The 19,216-nt window shown below is 65.6% G+C and carries 15 protein-coding genes; 2 read left to right on the top strand and 13 right to left on the bottom strand.

Going from position 1 to position 19,216, the window contains the following annotated elements:
* Nucleotides 1–22: 22 nt before the first annotated feature.
* Nucleotides 23–3,961: an ATP-binding protein gene (locus tag KPL81_RS08210; protein WP_219791417.1), complete on the top strand. Its 3,939-nt coding sequence runs from the start codon at nt 23–25 to the stop codon at nt 3,959–3,961.
* A 20-nt stretch (nt 3,962–3,981) separates the two neighbouring features.
* Here KPL81_RS08210 and KPL81_RS08205 read toward each other — a convergent pair whose 3' ends face one another.
* Genes KPL81_RS08205 through queC form a run of 4 tightly spaced genes read right to left on the bottom strand, consistent with a single transcriptional unit; the run spans nt 3,982 to nt 6,462 of the window.
* A complete protein-coding gene (locus KPL81_RS08205; protein WP_219791416.1) occupies nt 3,982–4,266 on the bottom strand; it encodes a YkgJ family cysteine cluster protein in 285 nt (94 codons plus the stop codon).
* Nucleotides 4,263–5,108 carry a 6-carboxytetrahydropterin synthase gene (locus KPL81_RS08200; RefSeq protein ID WP_219791415.1) on the bottom strand — a complete coding sequence of 282 codons (846 nt, stop codon included), beginning with the start codon at nt 5,106–5,108 and terminating at the stop codon, nt 4,263–4,265. The genes KPL81_RS08205 and KPL81_RS08200 overlap by 4 nt, the downstream gene beginning before the upstream one ends.
* On the bottom strand, nt 5,108–5,752 hold the full coding sequence (queE, locus tag KPL81_RS08195; protein WP_219791414.1) for a 7-carboxy-7-deazaguanine synthase: 645 nt from the start codon (nt 5,750–5,752) through the stop codon (nt 5,108–5,110). The genes KPL81_RS08200 and queE overlap by 1 nt, the downstream gene beginning before the upstream one ends.
* Nucleotides 5,752–6,462 carry a 7-cyano-7-deazaguanine synthase QueC gene (queC, locus tag KPL81_RS08190; protein ID WP_219791413.1) on the bottom strand — a complete coding sequence of 237 codons (711 nt, stop codon included), beginning with the start codon at nt 6,460–6,462 and terminating at the stop codon, nt 5,752–5,754. The genes queE and queC overlap by 1 nt, the downstream gene beginning before the upstream one ends.
* A 208-nt stretch (nt 6,463–6,670) precedes the next feature.
* Between queC and trhP the strand changes: the two genes are divergently transcribed.
* Nucleotides 6,671–8,086, top strand: coding sequence for a prephenate-dependent tRNA uridine(34) hydroxylase TrhP (gene trhP, locus KPL81_RS08185; RefSeq protein WP_219791412.1), 1,416 nt, complete (start codon nt 6,671–6,673; stop codon nt 8,084–8,086).
* A gap of 79 nt (nt 8,087–8,165) precedes the next feature.
* Here trhP and KPL81_RS08180 read toward each other — a convergent pair whose 3' ends face one another.
* The 9 genes from KPL81_RS08180 to KPL81_RS08140 all read right to left on the bottom strand — a co-directional run bounded on the left by KPL81_RS08180 (nt 8,166) and on the right by KPL81_RS08140 (nt 19,051).
* Nucleotides 8,166–9,689 (bottom strand): sensor domain-containing diguanylate cyclase, encoded by a 1,524-nt coding sequence (locus KPL81_RS08180; RefSeq protein WP_219791411.1) that lies wholly within the window; start codon nt 9,687–9,689, stop codon nt 8,166–8,168.
* A 117-nt stretch (nt 9,690–9,806) separates the two neighbouring features.
* Complete coding sequence (locus KPL81_RS08175; RefSeq protein ID WP_209472195.1) at nt 9,807–10,043, bottom strand: DUF2789 domain-containing protein; 237 nt, start codon at nt 10,041–10,043, stop codon at nt 9,807–9,809.
* Between the two features lie 107 nt (nt 10,044–10,150).
* Nucleotides 10,151–11,203, bottom strand: coding sequence for an asparaginase (locus tag KPL81_RS08170; protein WP_219791410.1), 1,053 nt, complete (start codon nt 11,201–11,203; stop codon nt 10,151–10,153).
* Nucleotides 11,204–11,284: 81 nt separating this feature from the next.
* Nucleotides 11,285–12,493 carry an efflux RND transporter periplasmic adaptor subunit gene (locus KPL81_RS08165; RefSeq protein ID WP_219791409.1) on the bottom strand — a complete coding sequence of 403 codons (1,209 nt, stop codon included), beginning with the start codon at nt 12,491–12,493 and terminating at the stop codon, nt 11,285–11,287.
* 50 nt (nt 12,494–12,543) lie between these two features.
* Nucleotides 12,544–14,907, bottom strand: coding sequence for an ABC transporter permease (locus KPL81_RS08160; RefSeq protein ID WP_219791408.1), 2,364 nt, complete (start codon nt 14,905–14,907; stop codon nt 12,544–12,546).
* A gap of 14 nt (nt 14,908–14,921) precedes the next feature.
* Nucleotides 14,922–15,701: an ABC transporter ATP-binding protein gene (locus tag KPL81_RS08155; protein ID WP_219791407.1), complete on the bottom strand. Its 780-nt coding sequence runs from the start codon at nt 15,699–15,701 to the stop codon at nt 14,922–14,924.
* A 100-nt stretch (nt 15,702–15,801) separates the two neighbouring features.
* A complete protein-coding gene (locus KPL81_RS08150; protein ID WP_219791406.1) occupies nt 15,802–17,016 on the bottom strand; it encodes an MFS transporter in 1,215 nt (404 codons plus the stop codon).
* Nucleotides 17,006–17,557, bottom strand: a complete 552-nt coding sequence (locus tag KPL81_RS08145) for a hypothetical protein (protein WP_219791405.1) — start codon at nt 17,555–17,557, stop codon at nt 17,006–17,008. Before KPL81_RS08145 ends, KPL81_RS08150 begins: the two co-directional genes overlap by 11 nt.
* A 138-nt stretch (nt 17,558–17,695) precedes the next feature.
* Complete coding sequence (locus tag KPL81_RS08140) at nt 17,696–19,051, bottom strand: DEAD/DEAH box helicase (protein ID WP_219791404.1); 1,356 nt, start codon at nt 19,049–19,051, stop codon at nt 17,696–17,698.
* Between the last annotated feature and the right edge of the window lie 165 nt (nt 19,052–19,216).

The following is a 19,216-nucleotide window of genomic DNA, read 5'->3' as shown; positions in this document are numbered from 1 at the left end:
CTTTGCCATGCAGGGTTCCGTCATGCAGGACGCTTCTGTAACCGAGCATAACAGTGAGGATGGCGATCATCTGACGCTGTTCGGCCAGTTCTCGCTGGTGCTGGGCGATGATGTGCTGACCCAGTTCAGCTACGACAAGGTCAAGGCACTGCTGGTCTACCTGCTGTTGCATCAGCAGCCGGTCAACCGAGCCAGTCTGGCCGAATTGCTATGGCCCGATCAGGGGCTCTCTTCGGGGCGCACCAACCTGCGCCACGCGCTGCACTGCCTGCGCCAGTCACTGGGCGAACACGCCGAGCAAGTACTGGTCGTTTCTCGTCAGACCATTGCCTTTCGCCGCCCTGATGGCTGGCGTTTCGACCTGCACGAACTCCAGCAGTTGCTGGAGGGCACGCAGGACGTGGCCACGCTCGAGCGGCTGCTGCGACGCTATCGCGGCGATCTGGTGGAAGAGCTGCAGCTGTCGTCTTGCACCGAGTTCCAGCGCTGGCTGGTGCAACTGCGTAACGAGTGGCGCCAGCGTGTGATCCGTTTCGCCGAAGGCGTGCTCGAGCGAAACGAGGACGTGCCCGATGCGCTGCTGCATACCCTGGTCAGCCGCTTCTCGGGTTATGGTCCGTTCCATGAGCGCCTGGTGGGTCAGCTTGCCGAGCAGGGTCAGCTCGCCGCGGCTCACGAACAGTACAATGCCTACCTGCAGCTGCTGGCGCTCTCCGGCCAGCAGCCCGAGCCGAACTTTCTCCAACTGGCGCGCTACTGGTCGGACGGCAGTCCGGATCTGCAGAGCCTGTCGCCCCAAGGCGCATTCTCTCGCACGCTGGCGGCCGGCAGTTCGCCACTGCGCGAGGACGAGATCGAGCAGCGTCAGCTCTCGGTGATGGCGATTCGCCTGCGGGTCAACGGGGAGTTCTCCGCCCGCGACGAAATCCGCGCCTGCCTGGCCCTGCAGATCGAGCTGATGCGTTGGCTTGAGCAGCAGTGCCACCACCTGGGGGGGTTCTGGTTGCCTGGAGCTACCGGTGGCTTGGGGTTGGCCTGCTTCGGCACTCACGGCCCGGCACACCAGCTGGCCGAGCTGGTAGCGCTCTACGAGCATTGTCGCCGTGTGTTGCCCGAAGAAGTCGCGCGCCATTGGAGCGGCGAAGACGAAGCGCCGCGCATCGAGTTGGCGGCCGGTCTCAATAGCGGCCGTGTCGTCTATTTGCCCGAGCGCCAGCTGGTCGACCCGTTGGGCCAGGTGACCCAGGGCGCGCTTGACCTGATGTGTGCCGCCGAAGGTAGCGAGTTGGTCATTTCCCAGGAAGCAAGCCAGCACATGCCGCCGGCGCTGGACCTGCAGCCGCGTCTTTCCTCGCGGCTGGTGGCGAGCGACGGTCGGGTACGTCTGCGTGCACTGGTGCTGGGTCAGAACGAGGGCGGTCGCGATGCCATGCCGCCGAGCCTGGTTGGCCGTGAGTCCTCGCTGCGCGTGCTGCGCGACGCTCTGGCCCGGGCCGGCATCGGCCTGCGCCAGAGCGTGCTGGTGCGAGGTGCGTCCGGCATGGGCAAGTCGGCCCTGATGGTAGGATTTCGGCAGCTCGAACTGAGCCGTGACGCGGCCATCTGCTGGAAGCCCACCACTCGCCTGTCGGTACTGGAGCCTTACGGGGTAGCGCGTACGCTGCTGCGCTGGCGGCTCGACGGCACGCTCGACAAAGAGGGACTCAAGGGCCTGATCAGCCAGTGCGAATTCGCACTGAGCCCCGAGCAACTGGCGTTGCTCGAGGAGGCGCTGGGCGTCAGAGAGTCTTCCGAGGTGGCGCAGCTGGCCAAGAGCGGCGAGGCGGTGGATCTTGTCGTTGCGCTGTTGTGCCGGGTCATCGAGCGACATGCCGCCGAGCGTCCACAGGTGTTGATGATCGATGATCTGCAGTGGCTAGACGAACCTTCGTTCCGCGTGCTGGCCGGCCTGCAGGCACGCCTGCCGATCAATTGTGCCTTTCTGCTGGTGGCCAGCCACCATGGCCGCGAGACCCTGCCCACGCGACTGCACTGGGACCAGCAGGTTGCCCTGAGCCATCTCGATGCGATGCAGTCGTCACGCCTGCTGTCGCAACTGGCCAGGCGCTACCGGCTGCACCTCAGCCCGCGCCTGCGAGGCCAGATCATAGAGCGCTGTGATGGCGTGCCGCTCTACATGCAGGAGATCTGCCGACGCCTGGAAATGGACCGTCGCGAGGGGCGCAGCGTACAGCTCGATGAGTTGCCGCGTGGTCTGCTTGGTCTGCTGGCCGGACGCATCGACCAGCTCGATGGCGACCGTGAGGTCGCGCATGTCGCCGCCGTGCTGGGCCGCCGTTTCCGGCTCGACTTCCTGGCCGAGTGCAGCGGCTGGGACATGACCCAGCTCAACCGAGCCCTCGAGCAGATGCGCCGGCTCGAGATCATTGAGCCCGCCGGGGGCGAAGGCGGATGCCGCGAATACCAGTTCAGTCACCAGTTGCTGCAGGAAGCCGCCTACCTCTCCTGTCCTCGTGACGTGCGGGTGCGTATTCACCGTCAGGTCGTCAGCCTGATCGAGGAGCGCTTCCCGATGTGGATCGGACGGCATCCCGGCGATTTTGCCACCCACCTGCGGCGCAGCGGACATTACGCCCGAGGGGCGCGCTATTTTGAACTGGCGGCGCGCGAGGCGCTCAAGGTCAGCGCCAACCGCACCGCACTGAAGATGGCCGACTTCGGCCTGGCCAGCCTGCGCCACGTGGAAGGCCAGGAGGAACGCGAGATCAGCCTGCTGACCGTGCGTGGTCAGGCTGCCTTCGCCCTCGAGGGACACGGTTCACCGACCGCTCACGAAAGCTTCGTGCGCGCCCGCGAGTTGCTGGTGCAGCATGGCGGTTGCCATGCCGAGGATGCCGAGGACCTCGAGCAGGCCTTCCTGGTCAAGTGGGGGCTATGGGTGGGCTGCAGCCAGCGCCATGCACATGCCGATGCCTTCTCCCTGGCCGCCAGCCTGGCTTCCATAGCCGGGCGCCTCGACGATCCTCGCTACCAGCGTCTCGCCGACTACGCCCGTGCCAACTGCGAGTACTGGGCGGGCCGTATTCGGCAGGCATTCGAACATCTCGACGAGATCGCTCCGCTGGAGCAGCCGATGCTGATCGAATGGCTGCCATTCTCCGAACACCCCCAGGTGGCCGCAGCTTGCTTTCAGGGCTGGGCGATTTGCCTGCGCGGCGACTACCGGCGCGCCGAACAGCAGGTCGAGGCGGCAATCCGCCTGGCCGAGCGAATCGGGCACCCCGGCTCGCTGGCCATGGCGCTGCTGTTTGCCGCGGCGCTCTACCGACAGCTTGGCCATGTGCACCTGGCGGCACGCCGTGCCGAGCAGGCAGTAGCTCTGACGGAGACTCCGGACTTGCATCTGTGGCAGGTATCGGCCCAGGCGATTCTGGGCTGGCGCCGGGCTCTCTCCGGTGATCGCGATGGCCTGAAGATGATGGAGCTGGCTCAGGAGGAACTCGGGGAGATCACCGGCCGCGACCGTTACCATCGACCTACTCTGTGGTACAGCGACGCCTGCCTGGCGCTGGATGAACTCCCTCGGGCAGAGGATTACCTGGACCAGTGCCTGATGATCGCGCGCGAGCGCAGTACCCTTTTCGTCTCCGAACTGGCGGTGCAGCTCGCACGCGTACGCCACCGTCTCGGGCGCCCGACGAGCGAAGTGCGGCTGCTGGTGGAGCAGGCGCTGGAGTGCGCTCGCCTGCATGAGAACCGTCACCAGGAGCTCTGTGCACTCGAGGCGTGGCTGACCTTGATTGATGGCCAGGATGAAGCCACGCGCGATCAGTTTCGGGCGCTGCTCGACAGTGTGAGCCACAGCGATGCCCCGGTACTGATTCGCTGGCGCATGCTGCTCGACCGCCAGCTACCGCAGTCGCTCGATATCGCCGGGCGCGTGGCAGTCGGCAACGGGTGAAGGTGTCAGGGCTGAGCGTGTCAGGAAGAGGTGCCGCACTCGAGCATGGCAATGCGCTGCAATGCCTGGGTGCGGTCCTCTCCGCATAGCGCGCTGTCGAAAGCGAAACGTTCGCACACCGTGGGACGGTTCGAATCGCCGAACAGGCGACAGAGGTTATGCTCGTCGAGCTGCACGCAACGCACGCCGGCCGGTTTGCCATGAGGCATGCCGGGTATCGGCGAACTGATCGAGGGAGCAATGCAGCAGGCGCCGCAGCCGGGGCGGCACGACTCGGCGGCGTCAGCGGAAGCCTGCTGGCTCATGGTCTGACCTCGGCGATGGCGCCCTTGTCGATCCCCTCGAATGCCTGCACCCGCGTGGACAGTCCCGTCTGGCCGGCGATCTGCCGTGCCAGCCATTCGGCAATATGTTCGACCGTGGTGGGAGAGTCGAGCACGATGCAGCGCTCCAGCGGCAGCCGCAGTTGAAAGCGGCCCTGCTCGGCGCGGTAGCGGCTGGTCAGGCTGGGAGAAATCTCGAATTCGGCCTGGTCGATGACGTCGGTTGCATCGACCAGGTAGCGATCGTCCAGATAGCGTGCCCACTGGGTCTCCAGCGCGGGGCAGCGCTCGCCGCGCTGCCAGATGTGCAGGCGTGAGCGGTGACCATGAGCGATACGCTGGCAGTTGCCGGCGTGATGCTTGAGACCGTGGCTGTACGTGTAGGCGGCGCCATCGAAGACTTCCGCACGCAGGCGCAGGCGAATGTCGCTGACCCGTGGCGGTGGGCGCTTCATCAGCTCCCGGGCGAGGAAGTCGGCGAGTCGCTCCGGAGTGACCTCGGCCCAGGGCAGCAGCGTGAAGGCCTGTCGCGGAGCGCGAACCTCCAGCGAGTAGGGGTGCGAGGTACGTAGGCAGATCCCCTCGCTGCATTCACTGACGCTGATGCCGGGTGCGCGCGTCGGCACCAGCAGCGTATGGTCGGCGCCGGCATCCAGGCGCGACTTGATCCATGGCTTGACCTCGCCGAAATCGAACAGCATGCCATCCTCGCCGAGCTCGCCGTCGAGCTCGGCATCCACGTACCAGCTGACACCGATCAGCCCGCGCTGCGGGCACCAGAGTGAGGCGTCGAGCTGGCTCAACCGGTTGACGAACAGAGTCATCAGTCGATTCCCGTTATCTTGTGGGTCTGCAGCGACAGGCGCCACTGCGGATTGGCCAGACAGTAGGCCACGGTCGCGTCCAGGTGCCGGGTTCTCTCGGCAAGCGGCGTGGTGTCCAGCGGTTGCAGGTAGAAGTGGCGAAAGTCGAGATCGGTGAAGCGCTCGGGCGGCGCCTCCTGCTGCGGGTAGACCAGCTTGAGTTCGTCGCCCCGGGTCAGCGCCAGCGACGTGGCGGCCTTGGGACTGACACACAGCCAATCGATACCGGCAGGCGCGGGCAGGGTGCCGTTGGTTTCCACTGCCACTTCGAAGCCACGCGCATGCATGGCATCGATCAGCGCCTCGTCGAGCTGCAGCAACGGCTCGCCGCCGGTGAATACCACATAAGGTGCTGCCCGCTCCTGTGCCTCGGGCCAGAGCGACATCAAGTGCTCCGACAGGGCATCGGCGCTGGCGAAGCGTCCACCGTGCTGCCCATCGGTACCGATGAAGTCGGTATCGCAGAAGCGACAAGCGGCACTTGCCCGGTCCTGTTCGCGCCCCGACCACAGGTTGCAGCCGCTGAAGCGACAGAAGACGCTGGCACGACCGGCTCGTGCCCCCTCGCCCTGGAGTGTGTAGAAGGCTTCCTTGACGTGATACATCAGGCCCCTCCGCTGACGAGGTCGGGGCGCGGCGCATCGGTGGTATACCCCAGTGGGTCGCTCACACCGTTGGCGGCGAAGGCGGCAAGCCGTTCGCGGCAGCTGCCGCAGCGGCCACAGGCAAGCGTATCGCCGCGATAGCAGGTCCAGGTCTCGGCGTAGTCGAGACCCATGGCCAAGCCCTCGGCGAGTATTTCCGCCTTGCTCGCGCGCAGGTAGGGCGCACGGATCTCGACCGGCTCGAAGTTGGCGATACCGGCCACCGCATTCATGGCGTCGACGAATTCGGGGCGACAGTCGGGATAGAGCACGTGGTCGCCGCCGTGGGCACCGTAGTCGACCCGCCTGGCGCCGATATTCACCGCCTTGGCAATGGCCAGCGACAGCAGCACCATGTTGCGGTTGGGCACCACCGTAGCGGTGAGGTTCTCCTCGCCATAGTCGCCCTCGGGCATGTCGCGGCGGGTATCGGTCAGCGCCGAATTGTCGATCAGACCATGAATGGCGCGGATGTCCACCACCTGGTGCGGCACGCCCAGTGCGCTGCACACGCGGGCGGCGGCTTCCAGCTCGCGGGCGTGGCGCTGACCGTAGTCGAAGGAGAGGGCATGAACATCGCAGCCCTCGTTCAGGGCGCGATGGAGGACGGTGTAGGAGTCCATGCCGCCGGAGTAGATCACCACGGTGGCATCGGGGGAGACGTTGGTCATAGTGAGGCTCTGAGTCGGAGAATTTGTCACTCCCGCCTTGGGCGGGCGCCGGGATCCGGTCCGGCGCGCGTCAGTCTACCGGTTGGAGCGAACGCTGGCCAGAGCCCCACCCGCTTGCTAGACTTTCCGCCCTCTCTATCTCAGCACTGCGTTTCGCCGACAGCGAAAATCGTGCAGCGCTGCATCGTCCTGACAACGGTGACCCCACATGAAAGCTCCCGAACTGCTCTCCCCGGCGGGGACGTTCAAGAACATGCGCTATGCGTTCGCCTATGGCGCCGATGCCGTCTACGCCGGCCAGCCGCGCTATTCGCTGCGCGTGCGCAACAACGACTTCAAGCTCGACAACCTGCATCGCGGGATCGCCTATGCTCACGAGCGCGGCAAGCAGTTCTACGTGGCGTCGAACATCGCGCCGCACAACAGCAAGTTGAAGACCTACCTGCGCGACATGGAACCCGTCATCGAGGCCGGGCCGGATGCGTTGATCATGTCCGATCCAGGGCTGATCATGATGATCCGCGAGCGCTGGCCCGAGCAGGTGATCCATCTCTCAGTGCAGTCCAACGTGGTCAACTGGGCGGCCGCCAAGTTCTGGCAGCGACAGGGCATCAGCCGCATCATCCTGTCGCGGGAGCTGTCGCTGGAGGAAATTGCCGAGATTCGTGCCGAGTGCCCCGACCTCGAGATCGAGACCTTCGTGCATGGCGCCCTTTGCATCGCCTATTCGGGCCGTTGCCTGCTCTCCGGCTATTTCAATCACCGCGACCCCAACCAGGGTACCTGTACCAATGCCTGCCGCTGGCAGTACAACACCGTAGCCGCCGCCCAGGACGAGACCGGCGACCTGGTACCGGCGAACTCCGCGGCGGCCCATGCGGCCAGCGGCGTGTGGACGCCCGGCCAGGGCGGGCTGATCGCCTCCGGTGGCGGTAGCACGACCCACAGCACGGCAACGGCTGGAGGGGTGGAAGGCCAGGACGAGCTTTCCGCCTTGATCGAGGATGCCACCCGACCGGGCGAGCTGATGCCGATCTTCGAGGACGAGCACGGCACCTACATCATGAACTCGAAGGACCTGCGCGCCGTGCAGCACGTGCCCCGGCTTGCCGAAATGGGCGTGACGTCACTCAAGATCGAAGGGCGCACCAAGTCCCACTACTACGTGGCGCGCACCGCTCAGGTCTATCGGCGTGCCATCGACGATGCCGTAGCGGGCCGGCCCTTCGATATGCGGCTGATGGACGAACTCGATAACCTGGCCAACCGTGGCTACACCGAAGGCTTCTATCGCCGCCACGTACATGACGAGTACCAGAACTACGAGCGTGGCAACTCGGTCGGCGTACATCAGCAGTTCGTCGGCGAGGTGATCGGCTACGATCCCGGTCGCGGCGTCCTCGAAGTGGACGTCAAGAACCGCTTCGAGGTGGGTGATGGCATGGAGCTGATGCTGCCCGGCGGCAATCGGCGCTTCAAGCTCGAGCACATCGAGAACAAGCACGGTGAGTCGGTCCAGGCGGCGCCGGGCTCCGGTCACGTAGTGCGCATTCCGGTGCCGGGCGAGAGCATTGCACCGGAACGAATCGAGTTCGCCCTGCTGATGCGCGATTTGCCGGGCTAGGGCATTGTGACTGTCGGATCAAGATGACGAAGGCGGCCAATGGCCGCCTTCGTCGTCTTGTCGAGGCATCCGGTGAGAGTCAATCGGAAGCGTCCGGCTCATGGTAGTGTCCCACGCCGTCACGACCGTCGTGCTTGACGCGGTACATGGCCTTGTCTGCGGCGTCGACCAGGCTGGCGGCATCCTCGAATTCGCCATCTTCCAGATCGGCAATGCCGATGGAGGCGGTCACGTGCAACGGCTTGCCGTCGGCCTGGGCCAAGGGTTGGGTGGCGAGGTATTCGCGAATTCGGTCGGCCAGGATGCCGGCATGCTGACGGCGGGTGTTGGGCATGATGACCAGGAACTCCTCGCCGCCATAGCGTCCCGCGATATCGCTTTCCCGCACCATGTTGTTGAGCGCGGCGGCGAAGTGGATCAGGACCTCGTCGCCGAAACGGTGCCCAAAGCGGTCGTTGATCCGCTTGAAGTGGTCGAGGTCGATGAACATCACCGAAAGAGGCTGTCGGGCACGCTTGGCGCACGTGAAGTGCTGGTCGAGGCGCTTCTCCAGCCAGGGGCGATTGGCCAACTGCGTGAGATGATCGGTGCGGTGCTGTTCGTCGAGCACGACATGGCTGGCATGCAGCGCCTCCAGTTCGCGCTGCTGTTCGGCCAGCCGAATCGTCATTTTCAGGTTCTGCTCGAACAGCAGCTCCTTGGCCTCGGCCAGCAGGTGGGTGCTGTCGATGGCAGGCGGGCAGGTGATCTCGAACAGGCGCGCCAGTGAGGGTAGGCGATGCTGCAGCTCCTGCATGACCGTCATCAACATGACGATGTCCAGCGAGGCCACCGACGCCAGCTGGCGCAGCAGGGCGCTGAAGGCGGAGGCCGAGTCAGCGGCGAGCCAGCAGTCGGCGATGCGGCACGAGAGGCGCAGGCAGAGCTTGCGCGCGTCGCCGTCGGCCAGCGGACCATGGCTATCGATGATGCCCAGCGCAATGGGGCTGGGCACGCCCCAGCTCATGGCGATCCACGCTCCTACCAGGGCGTGATCGCAGCCGTAGCGTTCTTGCTCGGCCTCGCTCAGCTTCTGGTGTTGGCGAAGGTCGGGAACGTGCGCGGCATAGGCATCGCCATCCAGCGCCTCGAAAGCCAGTATGCCGATGTCCTGCAGCAGGGCGATGGTGAACAGCTGAGGGGCTTCGTGAGGACACAGGTGCTGGGCCAGTTCCTGGGTGGCGGTGGCGGCGATGATGGCTCGCTGGCACAGGTACTCATGGTCGAGGACGGCGTTGGCTCCTGGGCGGGGGAGACCGAAGCTCAAGGCGATGGCCAGCGTCGCATCCAGACCGATGCGCGAGACGCCGTCCAGGCAGGTGGAAACGGTATTTCCGCCCCGTGAATAGGAGGCGCTGTTGGCCATTGAGAGGAGTCGCAGGGTAAGGGCGGGATCCTGCTCGATGGCGCGGGCGTAATCGGCAAGGCAGGGGTCAGAAGAGCGGGCAATGGCAATCAAGCGCGCCGCCGCCGCCGGCAGGCTGGGCAGCGTACGGCATTCGGCCAGTCGGCTTCGCAGGACTTCGGGCAAGGGCGGTAATGCTTGAGTGGCGAGGCCGGCCACGTCAGAAGATTCCGCTATCGATATCCTATCGATCGGCATAGTGTTCCCCGCCCGTATTGGTTCTTGTTGTCCCCGGCCAAGCCTAGCAGAACGGCATTCGACCAAGCGTTTGAAAAATTATTGCTTTCTCAACGATGCATCGAGGTGGTCGACGACCTCCGCCCAGTCTGCATCCTCCTCCAGCGCCGTGTACAGGAACTCGGCCTGAGCGGGATTCCAGAAAGGCGCCTGATACAAGGCCATTTCGGGCGGCAGTGGGGCATGCTGCTCGAGGAAAGCCTTGATCGAGGCTTCATCGGCCGCAAGGCCCAACTGTTCGAACAGCTCGCTGAAGGGGTGGTCGGGATGCTCCATGTTGCAACTCCTTACGCCTGGGGTTTTGCTTCGTTACGTTCAACTTAGCCCGACAGCGGCGAGACGCCAGCCGCTGCGGCAGGCATGGCGGGCCGGCGCCGCCCGGATCAGCGCTCGCCGACCAGCGGTGTGAGAAATCGTCGGCGACGCTCCTGCTCGTCGAGCGGCTGCGCCAGGAGATGTACCAGCTTGGTCATGGCGGCCTCCGAGGTCATGGCGTCCCCCGAGAGGACCCCGGCCTGCACCAGCCCTTGGCCGGCTGCGTAATGCCCCGGTGCAATGCCGCCGATCGGGCACTGACTGATCGCGGCAAGCAGTTTGCCCTCGCCGCTGGCCTTGGCCAGCACACCGACCAGTTCAGGATCGTCTGGAACGTTCCCCCCTCCCCAGACCTCGAGCAGCGCACCGCGTACTCGATTGTCGCCGAGCCAGGCGTCGAGCTGCCAGGGCTGGATCCCGGGCCAGAGCGTGAGCCTGACCACGCCGCCCTCGGCCAGCGAGGTATAGTCCGGCAGTTCGAAGCGAGGGGCGCCGCGCTGCTGGGCTTCGAGTCCGCGACCGGGATAGAGGACCGCGTCGTCGTCGATGCGCTCGCCCAGCACGGGGTAGTTGAAACTGGCAAAGGCGTCGTCGGCCTCGCTGTGAGTCTTGCGTGTGCGCACCCCCCGCAGCAGGCGCCCGGCGAAGGCGATGGCGACTTCCTGCAGCTCCGGCTTGGCGGCGAAGCGCAGGGCGAGTTCGATGTTGTCGAGCGCATCGCTGCCTTCGCTCTCCAGGGGGTGCATGGCCCCGGTCACCACCACGGGGCGGTCCAGTCCCTGTAGCTGATAGGCCAGGCTGGAAGCCGTCCAGGACAGGGTGTCGGTGCCGTGCAGGAGGACCACGCCGGCGTAGTCGCCCACCTGGGCGGCGATGGAAGCGCCCAGGCGCTGCCAGTCACGGGGCGTCGCCGCGCTCGAGTCGATGGGGTCGCTTGTCGACTGAACGGTGAAGCGTGGCAGGCTAGCCTGGCGGCTCGGGGGCAGGCCAGCCAGCGCCCGTCGCAACCTCGCCTCGATATCGCCTCCCGGGGCCAGCCCTTCGGCACTGGGAATCATGCCCAGGGTGCCGCCGGTGTAGAGCACCAGTACGGGGCAGTCGGAAGAGGCGGATTCGATCATGGCAGTTCCTGAGGTCAGAGGTTCGTTGAGACACGCCAAAGTGCGCAGCGAGCGACATGATAACGGGAGTCGCTAGGGAACTCACTCGTCGGCTCTGACTCTGACGCCTTCCGCGACTCGTTCACCGGGATGAGTGATCACCGTTTCGCCCGCCTCGAGCCCCGAGAGTACTTGGCTGACGAGCCCCTGGCGTCGCCCCAATTCCACTGGCCGGTGCACGGCGCGCCCCGCTTCGATCACGAAGACGCTCCACTCTCCCTGGTGGCGAAACAGTGCGCTGGTAGGCATCTGCAGGACCTCATCGGCCGCCCAGACCAGAAATTCGGCATCGACACGAAAGCCGCTGCCCAGGCCCAGCGTGGCCAGGTCGAGACCATCGGCGAAGTCCACGATCACGGGGACCCGCTGTTCGTCCACGCCCAGCGCCGAGGTACGGGTGAAGCCGGAAGGCGCAATGCGCCTGACGTGGCCTGTCAGCGGCTTGCCGCCCCAGCCGGTGATGTTGACGCCCATGCCGGGACGCAGGCGCACGGCGTCCATGGAAAGCAGATCGACCTGAATCTCAAGGTCGTCGAGGCTGCCCAACTCCAGGATCGGCTCACCGGCCGCGACGCTGCCCTCGCAACAGCGGTAGCGTGTCAGCACCAGCCCCGAGACCGGTGCGCGCACCTGAAGTACCGGTTGGTCCGACTCGCTGCGCTGGCCGCTGGCCACGGCGAGCAGTGCCCTGGCGCTTTCCACCTCGAAGCGCGCGACCTCGACCCCGGATGCAGCGGAATTTTCCAGCGCCCGAAGCCGGTCACGCTGGTTCTGGCGCTGCTCCAGCTCGGCAGTGGAGATGAGGCTGCGTTCATGCAACTGGCGATAGCGCTGATACTCGGCCTCGGCGAATCGCCGGTCGGCTCGTGCCGTCTCGAGGTTGGCCTGGGCGGCACGTAGCCGGGCCTGAGCAGCCAGCAAGCTGTCTTCTGCCTGCTGTCGAGTACGCACGTCCAGCGCCGGAGCAGGGCTCGGCTCGAGGCGGAACAGCGTATCGCCTTCCGCGACCCGATCGCCCTCTTCGAGCGTCACGCGCTGGAGAAAACCCGTGATCGGTGCCGAGACGTTCCAGGTATCACGCAGGCGGGTACGACCCTCTTCGATGATCGAGTCGGTGAAAGGCCCCACGCTGACCCGCGCCACGTTGACCGGCACCGGCATGGGGCGCAGCGCCCAGGCCAGCAGGGCGAGCAGCGCTAGTCCCAGCGCGGCCCAGATGGCGTAGCGAATCCAACGGCGACCTTTATTCATGCTCTTCCCCCGTTCATGCTCTTTCCCTGTTGTACTGGAGCCATGGATCGTCACTCCACGGCCTTGAGGACGCGCAGCTTGTCGAGACGTCCGAGGCGGCGGAAGACGAGGACGCCGACCACCACTGAAGCGATCAGCACGCCTGCGGCTGCAAAGCCGAAGACCTGGGAGGTGAAGACCAGCGGTATGCGGAACAGGTCGTTGCTGAAAGCCGTATGCAGCAGGCGAACGAATACGCTACCGATGGCCCAGCCCAGCGGGATGGCTGCCAGGGTGAGCAGGGCGATCTCTCCCAGCAGTATCCGCGAGACCTCCGCCCGGGTGTATCCCAGCACCTGCAGGGTCGCCAGCTCCCGGGCGCGCTCGGCGAAGGCGATACGAGCATTGTTGTAGACCACGCCGAAGGCGATGGAGGAGGCGATGGCAACGAAGATCACCGCGAACATGCGCAGGGTCTCGTCCATGTAGTCGCGAATGCCGCGCTCGGCCTCGTTGAGCAGGCCGATCGAGGCCACCATGGGCATCTCCCACAATGCGGCATGCAGCTCGGTAGTGTATGCGGGGTCTATCAGCAGCCAGGCGCCGCTCACCGCAGGACCTTCATGCATCAGCGCGTTGAGGGTGTCGCGTCGCAGGTAGGCACCGACGCCCAGCGGTTCGTCCACCACGGCCGTCAGCGGCAGGCGCAGGCGCTCGCGCCGCCCCTCCATGACCGCCACGTCCAGCGTATCGCCGACCCTGGCATCGAGAACCCCCGCCAGGTGGCGTGTCAGCATGATTCCCGCTTCGGGCACGGGTTGAGCCTGGCCATGGGAATCGAGCACCCGGCGCAGCTGTGGCTCCGGCTCCATTCCCAGCAGGCTGGTACGGTACTCGCGGTGGCCATGAATCAGTGTCGCCGGCACCCGGCGCCAGGTTTCCACCGCCAGTACGCCAGGCTGATGGCGCAATTCACCGGCTGCCCGTGCCGGTGTCGGTTCGTTGAAGGTGAGTTCGACGTCCATCTGCAGTACCTGGCGGTACTGCTGGTCGATCATCTTTTCCACGGCGGCGAGCTGGTAGGCGCCGATCATCAGCAGGCCGGCAGACAGGGCAATACCCACGATGGAGAAGCCGGCCTTGGCTGGATGCCGGGCCAGGTTGCGCAGCACGATACGTCCTTCGTTGCCGAGCAGGGCGGGGGGAACGCAACGCTCCAGCCAGCTGCGGCGAAAGCGGTGCGGAGCCGGCGGACGCATTGCCTCTGCGGGCGGGCGCCTGACTGCCCGCCATACTGCATGCCAGGTGCCAGCCAGGGCGGCGCATAGCGTCACCGTGAACGACAGGGCCAATGCCCAGGCGGGTACGCCGAAGCGCATCTCGGGGAAGCGGAAATACGCCCGATAGACCTCGGCCAGACCGCTGGCGGCCCAGCCGCCCAGCGCAACGCCCATGACCCAGCCGAGCGTGACGATCGATGCCGCCAGCAGGCCGTAGTGCCGAGCCAGTTCGGTGTCGTGATAGCCAAAGGCCTTGAGGATGGCCAACTGCTCGCGCTGGGTCTGGATGATGCGCCCCATCACCACGTTGAGCAGGAAGGCCGACACCGTCAGGAAGATCGTCGGCAGTACGGTGGCCATGATGCGCTGCTGGTTGAGCTCCTCCTCGATGAAGCGATGCGACTGCTGATCATGGCGGGTCTGCGCCCCGGTGGCGCCATAGCGGGCCAGCGCCAGGTCGAGGGCATCGATGATGTCGTCCTGACTGGCCCCGGCCTGCAGCGTCAGGCTGATGCTGTTGAAGGCCCCTTCCATGCCGTAGGCGCGGGATAGCGAACGCTGATTCATCCATAGCACCGCATAGCGGCGATAGTCCGGCATCAGGTCGGTGGGAGCGGCCTGATAGAGAAACTCGGGGCTCAGCGCGATGCCGGAGATCGTCAGCCGGGTATGACGGCCGTTGACGATCGCTTCCAGGGTGTCGCCCGGTTGCAGTCCATGCGCTTCGGCAAAGGCATCCGAGACGACGGCCTGGTCGTCGCGCCCGGCTTCCGGCAGGCTGCCGCTCAGCAGGTGGAGTCGATTGAGCAGTGGCTGGCGGCCGTCGGGCAGCGACAGCAACTGGCCGCGCACCGGATCTCCGTATCCGGGTACCGCCAGCCGAACCGTGGCACGAACCCGAGGTTCGATCAGGTTGACGCCATCGACTCGCTGCAGCTGCTCGAGTACGCCCAAGGGAGCGCGCTTGACCTCGGCGAATACCTCGGCGAAGTGATGACTGGCATAGAACCGGTCGCGGGCACCGGACAAGGCTTCCAGGGTGGTAACGGCGAGAATCAGCGTCATCACGCCGCTGGCGATGACCAGGGCAATGGCCAGCGCCTGACCCTTGAGACGCCACAGGTCGCGATACAGTTTGCGGTCGAGTGTCTGCATGCCTGTGTCCGTGGCTACCAGCGCAGCTCGTGCGGCATGCGGCGCTGGGCATTGACCTGCAGCTGCTCGACCCTGCCGTCGCGCAGGCGCACGATGCGATCGGCCATGTCGCCGATCACCTCGTTGTGGGTAATGATCGCCACGGTGGTGCCGGTTTCGCGATTGATACGCTCGAGCACTTCCAGCACCCGGATGCCGGTCTGGAAGTCGAGGGCGCCGGTGGGTTCGTCGCATAGCAGCACGTCAGGCTGCTTGGCCACGGCGCGGGCAATGGCAACCCGTTGTTGCTCGCCGCCAGAGAGCTGCGAAGGGAAGTGGTCGAGGCGATGTTCGAGACCCACCAGCGCCAGGGCCTCCTCGGGGGGCAGCGGGTGGCGGCTGATATCGGTGACGACGGCGACGTTCTCCCGCGCAGTAAGACTCGATATCAGGTTGTAGAACTGGAACACGAAACCGACGTGATGACGGCGAAAGCGGGTCAGTTCCCGCTGGTTGGCGCGTGCCAGGTCGATGCCCTGCGCCAGGGCGGGCGAATCGCTATTTGAGTGACGAGAGACGGAGTGGTGAGAGTCGCGTGGGTCGCTCGGATAATAAAGCAGCGAGCCCTCACTGGGGCTGTCCAGGCCGCCCAGGATGTTGAGCAGGGTGGACTTGCCCGATCCGGAAGCGCCCAGCATTACCACCAGCTCTGCCGCATGCAGCTCCAGGTCGACGCCGCGCAGCGCCTGGATGGTGATTTCGCCCATCGGGTAGAAGCGCTTCAGGCCGCAGGCCTGGAACACGACGCGGGACATGGCGTAGGGACTGCCTCATGTAAAGAATAGAAACAGGCTAGCACGCCGAGGCGTCGACATATGGTTGATCGAGGTCAAGCAGCGTTCAGGTTGGCAAGGGTTAATGCGTGAACAGCTTCCCGCTCTTGTCCAGATCGAGGCGACGGTTGCGTCCGGCCAGCATGGCGAAGGCGGCAGCCGCGGCCACGATGAGCAGCAGCACTAAGGTGATGGCATCGAGGGAAACCTCGAGCTGCAACAGCACGCCCACGGCCAGCGGTCCCATGGCCGCCAGGGTATAGCCGCCGCCCTGGGCCAGGCCGGAGAGCTTGCCGGACAGTCGCGAATTGGCCGTACGCAGCACGATCAGGGTCAGCGCAAGGCTGAAGCTGCCACCCTGGCCCAAGCCCAGCAGCACCACGCCCGGCCAGCGCCATTGAATGTCGGCCTGAAGCAGCAGCCACAGGCCGCCCGCAACGCAGCCTAGCACCAGCAGCAGCGCCGGGCGCTGGTCGCGGCCGAAACGCGCGAGCCACGGTGCGCCCAGCGCCGAGACCAGTTGCACCATGACCGAAGCCCCCATCAGCCAGCCGGCCTCGGCTTCGCTGTAGCCGCGGCTCTGGAGCAGCGTCGGCAGCCAGCCGAAGACGATATAGGCCAGCGAAGACTGCGTGCCCATCAGCAGCATCACCTGCCAAGCCAGCGGCTGCCCGAGCAGCTCGCGCATGCTGCCACCGGCCTGCGGCGTCGTTATGGCACGTGGCGTGCGTGGCATCAGCGATACCCAGGCGACCAGGGCGATGCCGGCGAGCAGGCCCCAACTGATCAGGCTGAAACGCCAACCACCCAGCAGATCGGCGAGAGGAATGCTCAGGCCCGCACCGAGAGCGCCTCCCAGGCACAAGGCCATGGTATAGACCCCCGTCATCAGGTCCGCCCCACCGGGCAGCTCGCGCTTGACCAACGCCGGAAGCAGCGTGCCGGCAATCCCGATGGCGGCACCGGCAAGCAGGGTGCCGATGAAAAGCGACGGAACACTAGGGGTGCCGCGCAGCAGCAGCCCGGCAATGAGGATACCCAAGGCCAGGGTCAGTGTACGCTCGGGACCTATGCGCTTGGCGAGCCATGGCGCCAGCGGTGCGAAGACACCCAGGCAGAGCACCGGCAGCGTGGTCAGGGCGCCGATGGCCAGTGGCGAAAGGCCGGTTTCAACCTGGATGCGCAGCAGCAGCGGGGCGAGCGAAGAGAGGGCAGGCCTCAGATTGAGACCTACCAGCACCATCAATAGAAGAAACAGGATAAGGCGTCGTCGATTGGGGCGTGATTCAGTCGTCATGGCCCCGCCATTTGTCGCTGCTCCTGACGAAGGGGTTCTTTCCCTCGGCGGCCCTGTCCCCGTCGTGGCGCGCCAGCGAGGGGGGCTCGTTGACGCCGCGCGGGTCGTAGTTGACCCGCCCGGGGGTGGCGGCACTCTGCACCTGGCGGCGAATGTCGGAAACGTCCTCGACGCTGATGAGCTGTTCCTGATTGCCTAATACCTGGCGCTGGGTGACCAGGCGACCTTCGAAGGTCCAGCAGCGCTGGGGAGTCTGGGCGACGTACCAGTGGCGACCGTTCCAGTGGGCATGGCCCTGATCGTCCAGCTGCAGGGCCTCGAGCGGCACCAGGGCGGCAAACAGGCGGGCATTGAGGACCAGGCCGCCGTTAGCCATGCTCACCGCGCCTTCGTAGCGACCGGCGTGGAGGGCGTCGATGACGCTGCTGCGTTTGGCTTGAGGCTCGATGCTGCCTTGGCCGCAGAGATGCAGCAGACTGTCATCGATCTGCTTGATGACCCAGACCGGAATCGGTTGCTTTCCGGTCAGCCATTTCAGCATGCTCGAGCCTCCTCGCGTCTGGTCGTGTTTGCTGCGTATTCAGTCGTTTGCGTTGCGCCAATCTATGAAGATAAGGATACGACGAACCGTATACCATACCAGGCTCGCCGCCAACCGCCGTGCCCGTGCGGGCGCCGTTCAGGCGCGTCGCGTACGCTGACCGCCGCGGCTGCGCCGACGACGCGGTGCCTGGCCGTCACCATTGGCCGCATTGCCATTGCCATTGCCATTGCCATTGCCATTGCCATTGCCGCCATTGCCATTGCGTTGGCTCGACTGGCTGCGATTGGCGCCGCCCTGGCCCGAACGGCCGCCGCGGCGGTTGCGTCCGTTCTCGATCGGCTCGGGCTTGGCGTTCGGGTCCGGTTCGAAGCCGGGCTCGATGTGCTTTTCCAGGTCGCGCTTGATCAGTCGCTCGATCCCCTTCAGCAGCCCGTGCTCGTCGACACAGACCAGCGAGACCGCCTGGCCTTCGCTGCCGGCGCGGCCGGTACGTCCGATGCGGTGAACGTAGTCCTCGGCGACGTTGGGCAGCTCGAAGTTGACCACATGGGGCAGTTCGTTGATGTCCAGCCCACGCGCAGCGATGTCGGTGGCCACCAGCACCTGCAGATCGCCACTCTTGAAGGCCGCCAGCGCCTTGGTACGTGCCGACTGGCTCTTGTTGCCGTGGATGGCCATGGCCGGGATCTCCTGCTTGGAGAGCTGTTCGGCCAGGCGATTGGCGCCGTGCTTGGTGCGGGTGAAGACCAGCACCTGATGCCAGGCGTGGCGGGTGATGAGGTGAGCAAGAAGATCGCGCTTCTTGTCGCGATCGACCCGATACACCGCCTGATCGACGGTCTCCGCCGTGGTATTGCGGCGCGCCACCTCGATCTTTTCGGGGTTGTCGAGCAGCTTGGCGGCCAAGGACTGGATCTCGTCGGAAAAGGTCGCCGAGAACAGCAGGTTCTGACGTTTCTCGGGCAGCACCCGCAGAACTTTCTTGATGTCGTGGATGAAGCCCATGTCGAGCATGCGGTCGGCTTCGTCGAGCACCAGGATCTCCACCCGGGAGAGGTCAACGTGCTTCTGCTGGTGCAGGTCGAGCAGTCGCCCGGGGGTGGCGACCAGCACGTCGAGGCCGGGACGAATCGCGTCCACCTGGGGCTGCTGGCCAACCCCGCCGAAGATGACGTGACTCTTCAGGGTCAGGTGGCGGCCATAGTCGGCCACGCTCTCGCCGACCTGGGCGGCGAGTTCACGAGTGGGCGTGAGCACCAGCGCACGAACCTGGCGCTGGCCGGGACGCGGGCCGCCGGCCAGGCGTTGCAGCATCGGCAGGGTGAAGCCAGCGGTCTTGCCGGTGCCGGTCTGGGCGCTGGCGAGCAGGTCGCCACCCTTGAGCACCGCGGGAATGGCCTGACGCTGGATCGGGGTCGGGGTGGTGTAGCCCTGCGCCTCGACGGCACGCAGAAGTTCGGCCCGCAGGCCGAGATCGGAAAAGAGGGTCATGCGGTCTCCGCAGGTACGTCCTGGCCTCGCCGTGTGCGACATGCACATGACCAGTCCCGGGCCAAGACGTGAGAAATTCGGTTCAGGGGCGCGGCAGGAGGGACCACGGATCGCCGCGAGCCCGCATTATGCCACAGCACGGTTGAACATGCAGCAACGAGGGCG

This window comes from Billgrantia antri (assembly GCF_019430905.1).
Lineage (GTDB): Bacteria > Pseudomonadota > Gammaproteobacteria > Pseudomonadales > Halomonadaceae > Halomonas > Halomonas antri.
The sequence above is the reverse complement of the archived record's forward strand: the minus strand, read 5'-3'. Positions and strand labels throughout refer to the sequence as shown.